The sequence below is a fragment of the Streptomyces phaeoluteigriseus genome, assembly GCF_001896135.2.
Taxonomy (GTDB): Bacteria; Actinomycetota; Actinomycetes; order Streptomycetales; family Streptomycetaceae; genus Streptomyces; species Streptomyces phaeoluteigriseus.
Genome location: NZ_MPOH02000015.1, coordinates 1,104,750 through 1,119,708, shown reverse-complemented (window position 1 = coordinate 1,119,708; position 14,959 = coordinate 1,104,750). Strand labels below are relative to the sequence as shown.

General features: G+C 71.9%; 13 protein-coding genes and 1 pseudogene. 11 read left to right on the top strand and 3 right to left on the bottom strand.

Annotated features, from left to right (window positions below; all coding sequences use genetic code 11):
* Nucleotides 1–362: 362 nt before the first annotated feature.
* Nucleotides 363–2,024: a GMC oxidoreductase gene (locus BM536_RS23015; protein WP_483883508.1), complete on the top strand. Its 1,662-nt coding sequence runs from the start codon at nucleotides 363–365 to the stop codon at nucleotides 2,022–2,024.
* Between the two features lie 28 nt (nucleotides 2,025–2,052).
* On the opposite strand, the gene BM536_RS23010 is transcribed toward BM536_RS23015, so the two are convergent.
* A complete protein-coding gene (locus BM536_RS23010; protein ID WP_073491876.1) occupies nucleotides 2,053–3,849 on the bottom strand; it encodes an AMP-dependent synthetase/ligase in 1,797 nt (598 codons plus the stop codon).
* A 338-nt stretch (nucleotides 3,850–4,187) separates the two neighbouring features.
* Here BM536_RS23010 and BM536_RS23005 point away from each other — a divergent pair, with 338 nt between their 5' ends.
* The 6 genes and pseudogenes from BM536_RS23005 (at nucleotide 4,188) to BM536_RS22980 (ending at nucleotide 9,226) form a co-directional block, all read left to right on the top strand.
* Nucleotides 4,188–4,943, top strand: a complete 756-nt coding sequence (locus tag BM536_RS23005; RefSeq protein ID WP_073491875.1) for a metallophosphoesterase family protein — start codon at nucleotides 4,188–4,190, stop codon at nucleotides 4,941–4,943.
* A gap of 118 nt (nucleotides 4,944–5,061) precedes the next feature.
* On the top strand, nucleotides 5,062–5,502 hold the full coding sequence (locus BM536_RS23000) for an SRPBCC family protein (protein WP_073491874.1): 441 nt from the start codon (nucleotides 5,062–5,064) through the stop codon (nucleotides 5,500–5,502).
* Nucleotides 5,503–5,581: 79 nt separating this feature from the next.
* A complete protein-coding gene (locus BM536_RS22995) occupies nucleotides 5,582–6,742 on the top strand; it encodes an ArsA family ATPase (RefSeq protein ID WP_094103407.1) in 1,161 nt (386 codons plus the stop codon).
* A 57-nt stretch (nucleotides 6,743–6,799) separates the two neighbouring features.
* Nucleotides 6,800–7,306: a DUF5304 domain-containing protein gene (locus BM536_RS22990; protein WP_073491873.1), complete on the top strand. Its 507-nt coding sequence runs from the start codon at nucleotides 6,800–6,802 to the stop codon at nucleotides 7,304–7,306.
* Nucleotides 7,307–7,407: 101 nt separating this feature from the next.
* Nucleotides 7,408–8,361, top strand: coding sequence for an ROK family glucokinase (locus BM536_RS22985; protein WP_094103406.1), 954 nt, complete (start codon nucleotides 7,408–7,410; stop codon nucleotides 8,359–8,361).
* A 116-nt stretch (nucleotides 8,362–8,477) separates the two neighbouring features.
* Nucleotides 8,478–9,226 (top strand): annotated as a pseudogene (locus tag BM536_RS22980) (endonuclease/exonuclease/phosphatase family protein).
* A gap of 255 nt (nucleotides 9,227–9,481) precedes the next feature.
* Here the strand turns inward: BM536_RS22980 and BM536_RS22975 are convergent.
* Together BM536_RS22975 and BM536_RS22970 are read right to left on the bottom strand one after the other, a co-directional pair.
* A complete protein-coding gene (locus BM536_RS22975; RefSeq protein ID WP_073491871.1) occupies nucleotides 9,482–10,123 on the bottom strand; it encodes a hypothetical protein in 642 nt (213 codons plus the stop codon).
* Entirely contained in the window at nucleotides 10,116–10,895 is a 780-nt protein-coding gene (locus BM536_RS22970) for an alpha/beta hydrolase (RefSeq protein ID WP_073491870.1), read from the bottom strand. The genes BM536_RS22975 and BM536_RS22970 overlap by 8 nt, the downstream gene beginning before the upstream one ends.
* 190 nt (nucleotides 10,896–11,085) lie before the next feature.
* On the opposite strand from BM536_RS22970, the gene BM536_RS22965 reads away from it, so the two are divergent.
* The 4 genes from BM536_RS22965 to BM536_RS22950 all read left to right on the top strand — a co-directional run bounded on the left by BM536_RS22965 (nucleotide 11,086) and on the right by BM536_RS22950 (nucleotide 14,930).
* Nucleotides 11,086–11,856 carry a lysophospholipid acyltransferase family protein gene (locus tag BM536_RS22965; RefSeq protein WP_073491896.1) on the top strand — a complete coding sequence of 257 codons (771 nt, stop codon included), beginning with the start codon at nucleotides 11,086–11,088 and terminating at the stop codon, nucleotides 11,854–11,856.
* A 33-nt stretch (nucleotides 11,857–11,889) separates the two neighbouring features.
* Nucleotides 11,890–13,119, top strand: a complete 1,230-nt coding sequence (gene macS / locus BM536_RS22960) for a MacS family sensor histidine kinase (protein WP_073491869.1) — start codon at nucleotides 11,890–11,892, stop codon at nucleotides 13,117–13,119.
* Nucleotides 13,116–13,796, top strand: a complete 681-nt coding sequence (locus BM536_RS22955) for a response regulator (RefSeq protein WP_073491868.1) — start codon at nucleotides 13,116–13,118, stop codon at nucleotides 13,794–13,796. Before macS ends, BM536_RS22955 begins: the two co-directional genes overlap by 4 nt.
* Before the next feature lie 105 nt (nucleotides 13,797–13,901).
* On the top strand, nucleotides 13,902–14,930 hold the full coding sequence (locus BM536_RS22950) for a 6-phosphofructokinase (RefSeq protein ID WP_073491867.1): 1,029 nt from the start codon (nucleotides 13,902–13,904) through the stop codon (nucleotides 14,928–14,930).
* The last annotated feature ends 29 nt before the right edge of the window (nucleotides 14,931–14,959 follow it).

The window sequence follows — 14,959 nt, the reverse complement described above, 5'->3', positions numbered from 1 at the left end:
TGTGCGGCTTCCGCCGCGTGCGCGTGGCGGGCCACCCGCGTCGCGCGCCTGCCCACTCGGCGTTCCCGGCACCTCGGACGACGGTGGCCGGCCATCCGCCGCAGGCAGCGGCTACGCTGCGGCTTCCGCCGGGGGGACGCGGCCGGTCACCCGTTGCTGGCGGCGGCTATGTCTGCGGCTTCCGCCGAGAGGGCGACCAGCCACCCGCCGTCGGCGGCCACGTCTGGGGCTTCCGCCGCGGGCGCGCGCCCGGCCACCCGCCGTCGCGCGCCCGCCCGCTATGCGCACGCGGCACCCCTGGCGACGCCCCAATGCCGCCGCAGCCACTAGGCGGAACCGAATAATCCGCCCATGCTGCCCACATGACACCAAACCTGATACATCGTCACCTGACGAGACGTCAAATCCTGGGTATGGCGGCCCTGCAGGCGGCGGCCACCGCGGGCTTCACCCGCATCACCCTCGACTCCGCCCAGGCCGCGGAGCCGAACGCGGAGCCCGCCGCCGAGCCGGACGCGGTCGACAACGCCCCGGCGATCGTCGTCGGCTCCGGCTACGGCGCCGCCGTGGCCGCCCTCCGCCTCGGCCAGGCCGGCATCCGCACCCTCGTGCTGGAGATGGGCCGCCTCTGGAACACCCCCGGCTCCGACGGCAAGGTGTTCTGCTCCACCAACGCCCCCGACCAGCGCTCCATGTGGTTCCGCACCCGCACCGAGGCCCCGCTGGCCAGCTTCCTCTGGCTGGACGTCGTCAACCGGGACATCAGCCGCTACCCCGGCGTCCTGGACCGCGTGCACTTCGCCGACATGTCGGTCTTCGTCGGCCGCGGGGTCGGCGGCGGCTCCCTCGTCAACGGCGGGATGGCGGTCACCCCGCTCCGGTCCTACTTCGCCGAGCAGTTCCCGACCGTCGACGCCGCCGAGATGTACGGCACGTACTTCCCGCGCGCCCGTGCGATGCTCGGCGTCAACACCGTGGACCCGGCCTGGTTCGAGGCGACGGACTGGTACCGGTTCACCCGCGTCTCCCGCAAGCACGCGCAGAACGCCGGCCTCAGAACCACCTTCGTGCCCAACGTCTACGACTTCGGGTACATGCAGCGCGAGGCGGCCGGCACCGCGCCGAAGTCGGCGCTCGCCGGCGAGGTCATCTACGGCAACAACCAGGGCAAGCGCAGCCTCGACAGGACGTACCTCGCCTCCGCGCTGGGCACCGGCAACGTCACCATCCACACCCTGGAGAAGGTCCGCGCGATCAGCCGGGCCGCCGACGGAACGTACGTCCTGACCGCGGACCGCATCGACACCACCGGGAACGTGGTCGAGACCAAGCAGTACGGCTGCACGTACCTGTTCCTCGGCGGCGGCAGCCTCGGCACCAGCGAACTGCTCGTCCGCGCCCGGGAGACGGGCACCCTGCCCGCGCTGAACGCCAGCGTGGGGGCCGGCTGGGGAACCAACGGGAACGTGATGCTCGGGCGGGCGAACCACCTGTGGGACACCGTCGGGGCGAACCAGTCGACCATGCCGGTCATGGGCATCGACGACTGGGCGAACACCGCCAACCCCGTCTTCGCGGAGATCGCCCCGCTGCCGATGGGCCTGGAGCACTGGGTCAGCCTGTATCTGGCGATCACCAAGAACCCGCAGCGGGCGACGTTCACGTACGACGCGGCGTCGGGGACGGTGAAGCTCGGCTGGAGCGCCGCGCAGAGCGCCGTGTCCGTGGGCATGGCGAAGAAGCTGTTCGACCGGATCAACGCCGCGAACGCGACGATCTACCGCTACGACCTGTTCGGCGGCGCCGGCAAGGTCTTCGCCGACGACTTCACCTACCACCCGCTGGGCGGCTGCGTGCTGGGCAGGGCGACCGACGACTACGGCCGGGTGAAGGGGTATTCGCGGCTGTACGTGACCGACGGCTCGCTCGTGCCCGGCTCGATCGGGGTGAACCCGTTCGTCACCATCACCGCGCTCGCCGAACGCACGATGGCGCGGGTCCTCGCCGAGGACACCGCGCCATGACGCTCCGTCAGGACAACTGAAGGGACGGCTACTTCGCGTAGATCGCTTCGATCTCGGCCGTGTAGTCCCTCGCCACGACGTTGCGCTTGAGCTTCAGCGACGGGGTGAGGTGGCCCGAGTCCTCCGTGAACTGGGAGGAGAGAATGCGGAACTTCCGCACCGATTCCGCCTTCGAGACCGCGGCGTTGCCGTCGTCGATCGCCGACTGGATCTCGGACAGCAGGTCGGCGTCCTCGCGCAGCGACGCCGCGGTCGAGCCGGCCGGCTTGCCGTGGTCGGCGGCCCAACGGCCCAGGAACTCCTCGTCGATGGTGACCAGCGCGCCCACGAAGGGCCGCCCGTCGCCCACCACCATGCACTCCGCGACCAGCGCGTGCGCCCGGATACGGTCCTCGATCACGGCCGGGGCGACGTTCTTGCCGCCCGCGGTGACGATGATCTCCTTCTTGCGGCCGGTGATCCGGAGGTAGCCGTCCTCGTCGAGGGTGCCGATGTCGCCGGTGTGGAACCAGCCGTCGGCCAGTGCCTCCGCGGTCGCGCCTGGGTTGTTCCAGTACTCCTTGAACAGGTGCTCGCCGTGCAGCAGCACCTCACCGTCGTCCGCTATGCGCACGACCGAGCCCGGCAGCGGCTGGCCGACCGTGCCGATCTTCTGCCGGTCCCACGGGTTGAACGCGGTCGCCGCACAGGACTCCGTCAGGCCGTAGCCCTCCAGGACGGTGAAGCCGATGCCGCGGAAGAAGTGGCCGAGGCGCTCGCCCAGCGGGGCGCCGCCGGAGATGGCGAACTCGCCCTTGCCGCCGAGCACCGCGCGCAGCTTGCTGTAGACGAGCTTGTCGAAGACCTTGTGCTTGATCCGCACGCCGATCGACGGGCCCGACGGGGAGTCCAGCGCCTTGCTGTACGCGATCGCCGCGTCCGCCGCCTTGTCGAAGATCGCGCCCTTGCCGTCCGCCTGCGCCTTGGCCCGCGCCGCGTTGTAGACCTTCTCGAACACGCGCGGCACGCCGAGGATCAGCGTCGGCCGGAAGGACGCCAGTTCGTCGGTGAGGTTCTTGATGTCGGGGACCATGCCCAGCTTGATCGGCGCCATCATCGGGGCGATCTGCACCAGGCGCCCGAAGACGTGCGCGAGGGGGAGGAACAGCAGCACGCTGCACTCGCCCGTGCGGAACAGCGGGCGCAGCCGCTCCACCACGTTGCCGCACTCGGCGAAGAAGCTGCGGTGGGTGAGCACGCAGCCCTTGGGCCGGCCGGTCGTACCGGAGGTGTAGACGATGGTGGCCGGGTCGTCGGCCTTGGCGAGCGAGCTGCGTTCCTCCACGGCCGCGTCGGAGACGTCCGTGCCGAGCCGCCGCAGTTCCTCGACGCCGCCGCCCTCGATCTGCCACACGTGCTTCAGCGCCGGCAGGGTGTCGCGCACCGACTCGACCGCGGCGGTGTGGTTGTCCAGCTCGACGACGCAGGCGGTCGCACCCGAGTCGGAGAGGATCCACTGCACCTGCTCGGCCGAGCTGGTCTCGTACACCGGCACGGTCACCGCGCCCGCGCACCAGATCGCGAAGTCGAGCAGGGTCCACTCGTAGCGGGTGCGTGACATCAGGCCGACCCGGTCGCCCGGCTGGACGCCGGAGGCGATGAGGCCCTTGGCGGCCGCGTGCACCTCGGCCAGGAAGGCCGTGGCCGTCACGTCCTGCCAGACACCGTCGACCTTGCGGGCGATGACGGCGACGTCGGGATGCTGCGCGGCGTTTCTCCGGACGATGTCGGTCAGATTGCCGTCCGCGGGGACCTCGTACAAAGCCGGAAGGCTGAACTCGCGCAAGACTGCTGCTCCTCATAGGGCGCCGGCGCCACGACGTTGTGTGATGCGACGGTGCGGTCCAAGGCTCGGGCAAGTGCTCGCGCATCCGGTTGTTGAAATGCTGAGCACGACTGGACTGCCCGGACGTTACCCGCCGGTATGGCTTCTTCGACAGGGGTTCCCGGCGAGATGTTCGCTGCGTCACACAGATGGGTGTTGCAGTCCGTACGGTAGTCGACCCCTTAACTGACTGGCCAGTAACCGCTACCTTCACCGCCACTGTTCACGTATGCCGCACACGCCTACCCTTGATCGTCATGGCCTCCACACCCTCCGGAAACTCCAGAACACGTGTTCACGTGGTCAGCGACGTGCACGGCAACGCGCGCGATCTGGCCCTGGCCGGCGAAGGCGCGGACGCGCTGATCTGCCTGGGTGACCTCGTCCTCTTCCTCGACTACGCCGACCACTCCCGCGGCATCTTCCCCGACCTGTTCGGCGTGGAGAACGCGCACCACATCGTCGAACTGCGCACGGCCCGCCGCTTCGCCGAGGCCCGCGAGCTGGGCGCCCGGCTGTGGGGCGGCGTCGGTGAGGACCGGTCCACGGTGATCGAGCAGGCGGTGCGCAAGCAGTACGCCGAGATGTTCGCCGCGTTCCCCGCACCGACGTACGCCACCTACGGCAATGTCGATATGCCGACCCTGTGGCCGGAGTTCGCCGGACCGGGCACCACCGTGCTGGACGGGGAGCGGGTCGAGATCGGCGGGTGGGTCTTCGGCTTCGTGGGCGGCGGCCTGCGCACCCCGATGCGCACCCCGTACGAGATCAGCGACGAGGAGTACGCCGCGAAGATCGAGGCCGTCGGCGAGGTCGACGTCCTGTGCACGCACATCCCGCCCGAGGTGCCGGAACTCGTCTACGACACCGTCGCTCGCCGCTTCGAACGCGGCAGCCGGGCCCTGCTGGACGCCATCCGCCGCACCCGCCCCCGCTACTCCCTCTTCGGCCACGTCCACCAGCCACTGGCGCGGCGGATGCGGATCGGCGCCACCGAATGCGTCAACGTCGGGCACTTCGCGAGCACCGGAAAGCCCTGGGCGCTGGAGTGGTGAACACCGGGGGTGAAGGCGGCTGGTCGGGCGCGCGGTAGCCTTCACGCTGCACACACGTGCGCACACTGGCGCACGGGGGATCCCTCCCTACCGGCCCGCATCTGGAGGAGCCACCGCGATGGCGGAATACACCAGCTCGAGCATCACGATCGAGGCGGCACCGGCCGACGTCATGGCGGTCATCGCCGACTTCGCCCGCTACCCGGACTGGACCGGCGAGGTCAAGGAGGCGGAGGTCCTCGCGACCGACGCGACCGGGCGGGCCGAGCAGGTGCGGCTGGTCATGGACGCGGGTGCGATCAAGGACGACCAGACACTGGCCTACACCTGGGCCGGCGCCGACGAGGTCTCCTGGACGCTGGTCAAGTCCCAGATGCTGCGCTCACTGGACGGCTCGTACCTCCTGAAGCCGGCCGGGGCGGGCGCGACCGAGGTCACCTACCAGCTGACGGTGGACGTCAAGATCCCCATGCTGGGCATGATCAAGCGCAAGGCGGAGAAGGTCATCATCGACCGGGCACTGGCGGGCCTGAAGAAGCGGGTCGAGTCCGGGAAGTAACCCCGACCCCCGGCTCACCCGCAGCCGACGCCCACCGGTCAACCGGGCACAACCCCGACTTCCGTTACCGTTCACCCTCATGCGCACCCTCCTGATCACCGGCCCCGGCGGCAGCGGCCGTACGACCGTCGCCGCGGCCACCGCACTGGGGGCGGCCCGCGAGGGCGTGAAGACCCTCGTGCTCAGTGCCGACCGCACCGACACCCTCGGCGCGGCGCTCGGCGTGGCGACGGGTGCGGTGCCGGTCGAGGCGGGGCCGCACCTCACCGCCTGGCGCCCCGACGCCACCGCCGGCTTCCGGGACGACCTCACCGCCTTCCAGGACCGCGCCTCCACCGTCCTGGACCTGCTCGGCGCCTCCCGGCTCGACCCGGAGGAGGTCACCCCGCTGCCCGGCGCGGAGGAACTGACCCTGCTGCGCGCCCTGCGCGACGCAGCCCTCGCCGAGACCCACGACCTCCTCGTCGTCGACCTGCCGTCCGCCCCGCAGGCCCTCGCCCTGCTCGCGCTCCCGGAGGAACTGCGGCGCTACCTGCGCCGGCTGCTGCCCCCGGAACGCCGGGCCGCCCGCGCCCTGCGCCCCGTACTCGGCCGCCTGGCCGGTGTCCCCATGCCCGCCGAGTGGCTGTACGAGACGACCGCCCGCTGGGACATGGAACTGGCCGCCGTCGAGGCCGTCCTCGCCGACCGCCGGACCGCCGTACGGCTGGTCGCCGAGCCGGGGCCGGCCGGTGCCGACGCCGTCCGTGACGCCCGCCTCGGTCTGGCCCTGCGCGGCCTGTCCGTCGAGTCGCTCCTCGCGAACCGCGTCCTGCCCGAGGAGAGCGGCGGCGACTGGGTGGCCGGGCTCCACACCCAGCAGCAGAAGACCCTCGGGGAGTGGGCCGACGCGCGGACCGTCGCGCACCTCGGCCGTGACCCCCGCGGCGCCGACGACCTCACCGCGCTCGCCGTGCCGGGCGTCAACCCGGCGGCCTCCCCGGTCGAGTGGCCCGTCGAGGACCGGATCGCGGCGGACGGCGTCCTGGCGTGGCGCCTCCCGCTGCCCGGCGCCGTACGGGACGAGCTGGACCTGGTCCGCCGCGGCGACGAACTCGTCGTCACCGCCGGGCCGTTCCGCCGGATCGTCCCGCTGCCCTCCGTCCTGCGCCGCTGCTCCGTGGCAGGGGCCGCCCTGCGCGACGGCGAGCTGCGCGTGCGGTTCGCGCCGGATCCCGAGCTGTGGCCGCGCACCCGCTGAAGGACGTTCCGCCGTTCGGGTAACGTCGGAGGGACGAAACGTAGTCAGGAGCCCGTCATGAGCGAAGAGCTTCCCCCGTCGGACACCGGTGAGCACCAGCCCGTCGACGAGGTACCTCGCGCCACCGACGCCGACGCCGACGCCTGGTCCACCGCCTGCGCCGAGGACCTGGCGGAGGAGAAGGCCCGTCGGCGCGCGGAGCACGGCGCGCCCCAGGGATCGGCCGCCGAGGAACTGCGCAAGCTGATGGACACGGTCGCCGACAAGCTCTCCGGCCTCCAGTCCCCGTTGCTCGGCGCGGTCGCCGGACCCGCCGCCCAGCAGGTGGTGCGCCAGGTCGTCCAGCAGGCCAGGGCCGCCGTCGAACCGGTCATCGAGCGCAACCCGGACGTCTTCGACCACCTGGCCGCCGCGGGCGGCGAGCTGCTCGCCGCCTACCGCTCCGCCGTCCAGCAGCAGGAGCAGCGCTGGACGGCCCGCACCGCCGATCCGCGCAAGGACCCGGCCGACCCCCGTGACGACGACGGGGGAACCGGCCCCGGCCAGCGGATCGACCTGGACTGACGGTCCCTGCCCGGCACCCGCGGCCGACGCTCGCGCGGTAGGGGCGCCGCGCCCTCGGGTACGGTTGGCCGTAGCGGGGCTCGACCGAAACTGAGGGATTCATGGGACTCACCATCGGCGTCGACATCGGCGGCACGAAGATCGCGGCCGGCGTGGTCGACGAGGAAGGCAACATCCTCTCGACCTTCAAGGTGCCGACCCCGGGTACGCCCGAGGGCATCGTGGACGCCATCGCCTCCGCGGTGGAGGGAGCGCGCGCCGGGCACGAGATCGTCGGCGTGGGCATCGGTGCCGCCGGTTACGTCAACCGCCAGCGCTCCACGGTCTACTTCGCGCCCAACATCGACTGGCGCAACGAGCCGCTCAAGGAGAAGGTCGAGGCCCGCGTCGGGCTGCCGGTCGTCGTGGAGAACGACGCGAACGCGGCTGCCTGGGGCGAGTACAAGTTCGGTGGCGGCAAGGGCCACCGCAACGTCATCTGTATCACGCTCGGCACCGGGCTCGGCGGCGGCATCATCATCGGCAACAAGCTGCGCCGCGGGCACTTCGGCGTGGCCGCCGAGTTCGGCCACATCCGCATGGTCCCGGACGGACTGCTGTGCGGCTGCGGCTCCCAGGGCTGCTGGGAGCAGTACGCCTCCGGCCGCGCGCTCGTGCGGTACGCCAAGCAGCGCGCCAACGCCACCCCGGAGAACGCCGAGATCCTGCTCGGTCTGGGCGACGGCAGCCCCGACGGCATCGAGGGCAAGCACATCTCCATGGCCGCCCGCCAGGGCGACCCGGTCGCCGTCGACTCCTACCGTGAGCTGGCCCGCTGGGCCGGCGCCGGCCTCGCCGACCTGGCCTCCCTCTTCGACCCGTCCGCCTTCATCGTCGGCGGCGGCCTCTCCGACGAGGGCGAGCTGGTCCTCGACCCGATCCGCAAGTCGTACAAGCGGTGGCTGGTCGGCGGCAACTGGCGGCCGGTGGCCGACGTGATCGCCGCCCAGCTGGGCAACAAGGCGGGCCTGGTGGGCGCGGCCGACCTGGCCCGCGAGCCCGACCCGATCATGTGACGGTCGTTCTGTGACGCAGGGGCGTTCCCCGCACCCCTCCAGGGGCGCGGGGAACCGCCGCGTCCGGCCGCCCGGGACCTCGCACCCGCCGGACGATCAGCCCGTATCGTGACGGTATGGTGACGTCCCCGCCGCTCCCGGAGCCCCGTACGGAATCCGACGGCTCCGCCGTGATCCGCGTCCTCAGCTACAACATCCGGTCGATGCGCGACGACACCGACGCGCTCGCCCGGGTGATCACCGCATGCGCCCCCGACCTGGTGCTCGTCCAGGAAGCCCCCCGGTTCTTCCGCTGGCGCAAGAAGCTCGCCCGGCTCGCGGCCGCCTCCGGGCAGGTCCTCCTCACCGGCGGCGGTACGGCCGCGGGCCCCGCCGTCCTCTGCTCGCTGCGGGCGACCGTCGAGCGCACCGAGGACGTGCTCCTGCCTCTCACCCCCGGACAGCACCGACGGGGCTTCGCCACCGCCGTCGTCCGGTTCGCGGGCGCCCGCCTCGGTGTCCTGAGCTGCCATCTGAGCCTGGACGAGGCCGAGCGGTACGGCCAGGCGGGGATGCTCCTCGACCGCTCGCCGGACTGGGCGTGGAGCACGCGGTCGCGGGCGGCGACCTCAACGAGCGGCCCGGCGGACGCGCCTTCACCCGGCTGACCGCCTCGCTCCAGGACTGCCGGACGACGGCACCCTGGGGCGGGGAGAACACCTTCCCGCCCGCCCGGACCGCCGTATCGACGCCGTTCTCGCGACCAAGGGCGTGGAGGTCCTGGGCTGCGGCGTCCCGCTCGGCCTCCCGGGCGTCACCGAAACGGACCTGAGAGCAGCCGGACCACCTGCCCGTGCTGGCCGCCCTGCGGGTGCCCGCGGTCTGAGCCCCGACCGCCGGACGGGGTTCGGCGCAGCCGCGTGGAGCCGGTGGGGGCCCTCCGGGGCCGAGGGGCGCGAGGAAGGCATCAGGGCGTTCCGCCTTGAGGACGGCCACGGACACCTGCCCGTCCTGGCCGCCCTCTCGGTGCCGTGCGCATGACGTGGTTCGCGGCCCGTGCCGTGCGCACGACGCGGTCCGTGACGGTGCCGTGCGCACGACGCGGTCCGTGGCCGGTTCCGACCGCCTCAGTCCGACCGCCTCAGACCACCGCGCCCCGCCCCGGATCCTGGTCGTCCTCGTCGTCCGGTTCCATGCGCATCACCAGCGTGGCGAAGCCGCCGAGGAAGCCGCCGACGCAGATCGTCGTCAGCCACCAGGTCATGTCCCAGCCGAGCAGGATCGCCAGCAGCAGCAGGATCGGGCCGCCGATCACCCCCAGCCAGGCGAACCTGGCCGTGGTGTCGGCGTCCGGCAGCGGCGGGGGCTCGGGCGGCACGAAGTGGCCCTCGTCCTCCGCGTCGAGGTCGGTCTCGGCGGCCTCGGCGGGCTCGGCGGGCTCGGCCGGCGAGTAGTCGCGCGGACCGACACCGGGGGCGAAGGAGACCGAGCTGCCCAGCGGTTTGGCCGGCTTCTTCTCCTCGCCGGGCTCGTCCGCGGCGCCCGCACCCGAGGGTGCGCCGGACGCCGGGCCGTCGTCGTTGGTCTCCACTTCGAGGAGCGCCAGGTCCTCGACCGATTTGAACGGCTTGGCGCCCGGCGGATCCACCGGCTCGTCGCCGTACCCCTCGACGATCGCCGCCCACGCGGCCTCCTCGTCGAAGGGCACGCCCTGCTCCGGCTCGTGGTCGCGGCCGTCCTCGCGGTCCTCACGGTCCTCGCGGTCGGAGTCGTGCTCAGCCACCTGCGGTCGTCCCTTCCTTGCCGACACTGGGTGCGAGCCGGCCGATGAACGCGAGGGTCTCCTCGAAGATCCGGTCCGCGTCGTGGTCCAACGTCGCCACGTGGTAGCTCTGTTCCAGCAGGATCTCGGTCACGTCCGTCGACGACACCCGGCTCAGGATCCTGGCCGCGTCGGCGGCCGGCACCACATGATCCCGCACACTGCGCAGGAGCAGCAGCGGCTGGGTGACCTGCGGCAGCTCCCCGTCCACGAGGCGCAGGAAGGTCCGCAGGGAGTGTGCCGAGTGCAGCGGCACCCGGTCGTACCCCGTCTCCCGGACACCTTCCCTGGCGATGTCACCGACGACCCCCTTCGCCGTGCGTACGAGATGACGCGACACCGCGAGCGTGGGGGCGGACAGGCCGTGCACCTTGTTCGCCGGGTTGACGACCACGACGCCCTCGACCGCGTCGCCGTGCCGTGCGGCGAGCCGCAGGGCCAGGGCGCCACCCATCGAGAGCCCGGCCACGAAGACCCGCGCGCACCGCTCCCGCAGGACGCGCAGCTCACGGTCCACCTCCGCGTACCAGTCGGGCCAGCCGGTGAGCGCCATGTCCTCCCAGCGCGTGCCGTGTCCCGGCAGAAGGGGTAGCGAGACGGTCAGGCCGTGCCCGGCCAGGTACCGCGCCCAGGGGCGCAGCGACTGCGGGGAACCGGTGAAGCCGTGACAGAGGAGGATCCCGACCTCCCCGCCGTCGTGGCGGTACGGCTCGGCTCCAGGAAGGACCGGCACCTTCGGTCTCCTGTCTTCGTCATTTCTCGATGGAAGGCTTTTTCGGGGGGATTGCTCGGTGGGAGGGGCGTGAGGTTCACCGTACGCGACCGCACTGACACCGACCAGGGTCGTCGGAGCCTTTGGCCACGACTCCGGGTTAAGGTCTGAACGACACTCATCAGGAGGCACTCGGTTGTTGTACGGCGCGATGAAGGTTTCCGTCGGGGGGCCACTGAAGATGATCTTCAGGCCCTGGGTGGAGGGCCTGGAGAACGTTCCCGCCGAGGGCCCCGCGATCCTGGCGAGCAACCACCTCTCCTTCTCGGACTCGTTCTTCCTTCCCGCGGTCCTCGACCGCAAGGTCACGTTCATCGCGAAGGCCGAGTACTTCACCACGCCCGGTGTGAAGGGCCGGCTGACGGCGGCCTTCTTCAAGGGCGTCGGTCAGCTACCGGTGGATCGTTCCGGTGCCCGCGGCGCGGGTGAGGCGGCGATCAGGAGCGGCATGGACGTGCTGGAGCGCGGTGAGCTGTTCGGGATCTACCCGGAGGGCACCCGCTCGCCGGACGGCCGGCTCTACCGCGGCAAACCGGGCGGCCTCGCGCGCGTGGCGCTCGCCACCGGCGCTCCGGTGATCCCGGTCGCGATGATCGACACGGAGAAGATCCAGCCGCCCGGCCAGGTGATGCCGAAGATCATGCGCCCCGGCATCCGCATCGGCAGGCCGCTGGACTTCAGCCGCTACCACGGCATGGAACACGACCGTTTCGTCCTCCGCGCGGTGACCGACGAGGTCATGTACGAGATCATGAAGCTCTCCGGCCAGGAGTACGTCGACATCTACGCGACGGCCGCCAAGCGGCAGATCGCGGAGGCGGCGAAGGCCGACAAGGAAGCGGAGAAGGCCGCGAGGGCGGCCCTCGCGCAGGCCGAGAGGGACCAGGCGAAGAAGGAGAAGTCCGAGCGGACCGAGTCCTAGGGGCGGCGGTCCGGGGCTCAGGGGGCGGGGGAAGTGCCGAAGCGCGAGAGAGTCATGAGGATGTCGGTCGAGCTGCCGCTGTGGCGTGCGCTGACCGCCTACCGGGTGCTGACCATGCTGTACGCGGTCGGCCTGTTCGTCTCCTCCCACGACTCCTACGACCGGCCCGGCATCGCCGTCGCCTACTTCGCCGTCCTGTGCGTCTGGACGGTCGCCACCCTGCCCCGCGTGCAGAACGCGACGGCGTGCACCAAGCGCTTCCTCACCGCCGACCTCGTCATCGCGCTCACCGGCATCCTCCTGACCCCGCTGGTCGTCAGCGAACAGCACATCCAGGACAGCGGTCCCACGCTGCCGACGATATGGACGGCCGGATCGGTCCTGGCGTTCGCCATCAAGGGCGGCTGGCGCTGGGCCGCGTTCGCCTCGACGCCGGTCGCCGCCGCCAACCTGATCGAGCGCGGTCACCCGGCCCGCGACACCGTCCACAACGTGATCCTCGTCTGGGTCGCCTCCATCGCCATCGGTTACGTCGTCGAGGTCGCCCGCGCCTCCGAGCGCACCCTCGCCCGCGCCCTGGAGATCGAGGCCGCGACCCGTGAGCGGGAGCGGCTGGCCCGGGACATCCACGACAGCGTGCTCCAGGTGCTGGCGATGGTGCAGCGGCGGGGCGCGGTCATCGGCGGGGAGGCGGCCGAGCTGGGCCGGATGGCCGGCGAGCAGGAGGTGGCGCTGCGCACCCTGGTCTCCCGCGGCCTCGTCCCGGTCTCCCGGGTGTCGCGGGACGCCGCCGAGGGAGCCGTCGTCGTCGCGGTGGACGAGAACGACGACACTCAGGTCGCGGACGGCCCGGTCGATCTGCGCGCGCTGCTCGCCCCCTTCGCCGCCGCCCGGGTCAACCTCGCCGAGCCCGGCGCCCCGGTGCTGCTCGCCCCGGCCGCCGCCCGGGAGCTGGCCGCGGCCGTCGGGGCCGCGCTGGACAACGTACGTGAGCACGCGGGGGAACAGGCGCGGGCGTGGATCCTGGTGGAGGACGAGCCCGACGCGGTGATCGTGACGGTCCGGGACGACGGTCCGGGCATCGCGGCGGGCCGGCTGGCGCAGGCCGAGGGCGAGGGGCGGCTCGGCGTCGCCCAGTCGATCCGGGGCCGGCTGCGTGATCTCGGCGGCGGGGCCGAGCTGGTGTCCACGCCGGGGCAGGGCACCGAGGTCGAACTGACGGTACCGAAACAGCGGGTCGAGCGGGGGAAGGCAGGGACATGACGAACAGCGGACAGGGCCCGATCAGGGTGATGGTGGTCGACGACCATCCCATGTGGCGCGACGCCGTCGCCCGTGACCTCGCCGAGGCCGGCTTCGACGTGGTCGCCACCGCTGGCGACGGCGAGCAGGCCGTGCGCCGCGCCAGGGCCACCTCGCCCGACGTGATCGTCCTCGATCTCAACCTGCCGGCCAAGCCGGGCGTCCAGGTCTGCAAGGAGGTCGTCGCCGCCGACCCGGCACTGCGTGTCCTGGTGCTGTCCGCGAGCGGCGAGCACGCCGACGTACTGGAAGCGGTGAAGTCCGGTGCGACCGGCTACCTGCTGAAGTCGGCGTCCACGGAGGAACTGCTGGACGCGGTGCGCCGTACGGCCGTCGGCGACCCGGTGTTCACGCCGGGGCTGGCCGGGCTGGTGCTCGGCGAGTACCGGCGGCTGGCCTCCGACCCCGGCCCGGCCACCGACGCCGGCGAGCCGAAGGCGCCCCGGCTGACGGACCGCGAGACCGAGGTGCTGCGCCTGGTCGCCAAGGGGCTGAGCTACAAGCAGATCGCCGAGCGTCTCGTCATCTCGCACCGCACGGTCCAGAACCACGTGCAGAACACCCTCGGCAAGCTTCAGCTGCACAACAGGGTGGAGTTGGTGAGGTACGCGATAGAGCGTGGCCTCGACGACGAGTAACACCCCACCGATCCACGGGAATTGCACCCGCCGGGGCGTATCTGTGTGACCTGGATCACCATTACCGTGACCCTCGTCAGGCAACCGCGGCGAAGGGACACTTCCATGCGCGTCGGAGTACTGACCGGGGGCGGCGACTGCCCCGGCCTCAACGCCGTCATCCGGGCCGTCGTCCGCAAGGGCGTACAGGAGTACGGCCATGAGTTCGTCGGCTACCGCGACGGCTGGCGCGGCCCCCTCGAAGGGCGGTCGGTCCCCCTGGACATCCCGGCCGTGCGCGGCATCCTGCCCCGCGGAGGCACCGTCCTCGGTTCCTCCCGGACCAACCCGCTGAAGGCGGAGAACGGCATCCGCCGGATCAAGGACACCCTGGCCCGGCAGGAGGTCGAGGCGCTGATCGTGATCGGCGGCGAGGACACCCTCGGGGTGGCCGCCCGCCTGTCCGACGAGCACGGCGTGCCCTGTGTCGGCGTGCCGAAGACGATCGACAACGACCTGTCCGCCACCGACTACACCTTCGGCTTCGACACCGCCGTCGGCATCGCCACGGAGGCCATCGACCGCCTGCACACCACCGCCGAGTCCCATATGCGCGTCCTCGTGGTCGAGGTGATGGGCCGTCACGCCGGCTGGATAGCCCTCCACTCGGGCCTGGCCGGCGGCGCCAACGTCATCCTCATCCCCGAGCAGCGCTTCGACGTCGACCAGGTGTGCGCCTGGGTGACCTCCCGCTTCCGGGCGTCGTACGCGCCGATCGTGGTGACCGCCGAGGGGGCCATGCCCAAGGACGGCGACCTGGTCCTCAAGGACGGCACCCTCGACCCCTTCGGGCACGTCCGGCTCTCCGGCGTCGGCGAGTGGCTGGCCAAGGAGATCGAGAAGCGGACCGGCGAGGAGGCCCGCACCACCGTCCTCGGCCATGTGCAGCGCGGCGGCACTCCCAGCGCCTTCGACCGCTGGCTCGCCACCCGGTTCGGCCTGCACGCCGTCGACGCCGTCCACGAACGCGACTTCGGCACGATGGTCGCCCTGCGCGGCACGGACATCGTCCGCGTGCCCATCGCCGAGGCGACGGCCCGGCTCAAGACGGTGGACCCCGGGCTGTACGAGGAGGCCGGGGTGTTCTTCGGCTGAACGGCCGGGGCACGGGCCTATATTCGGCG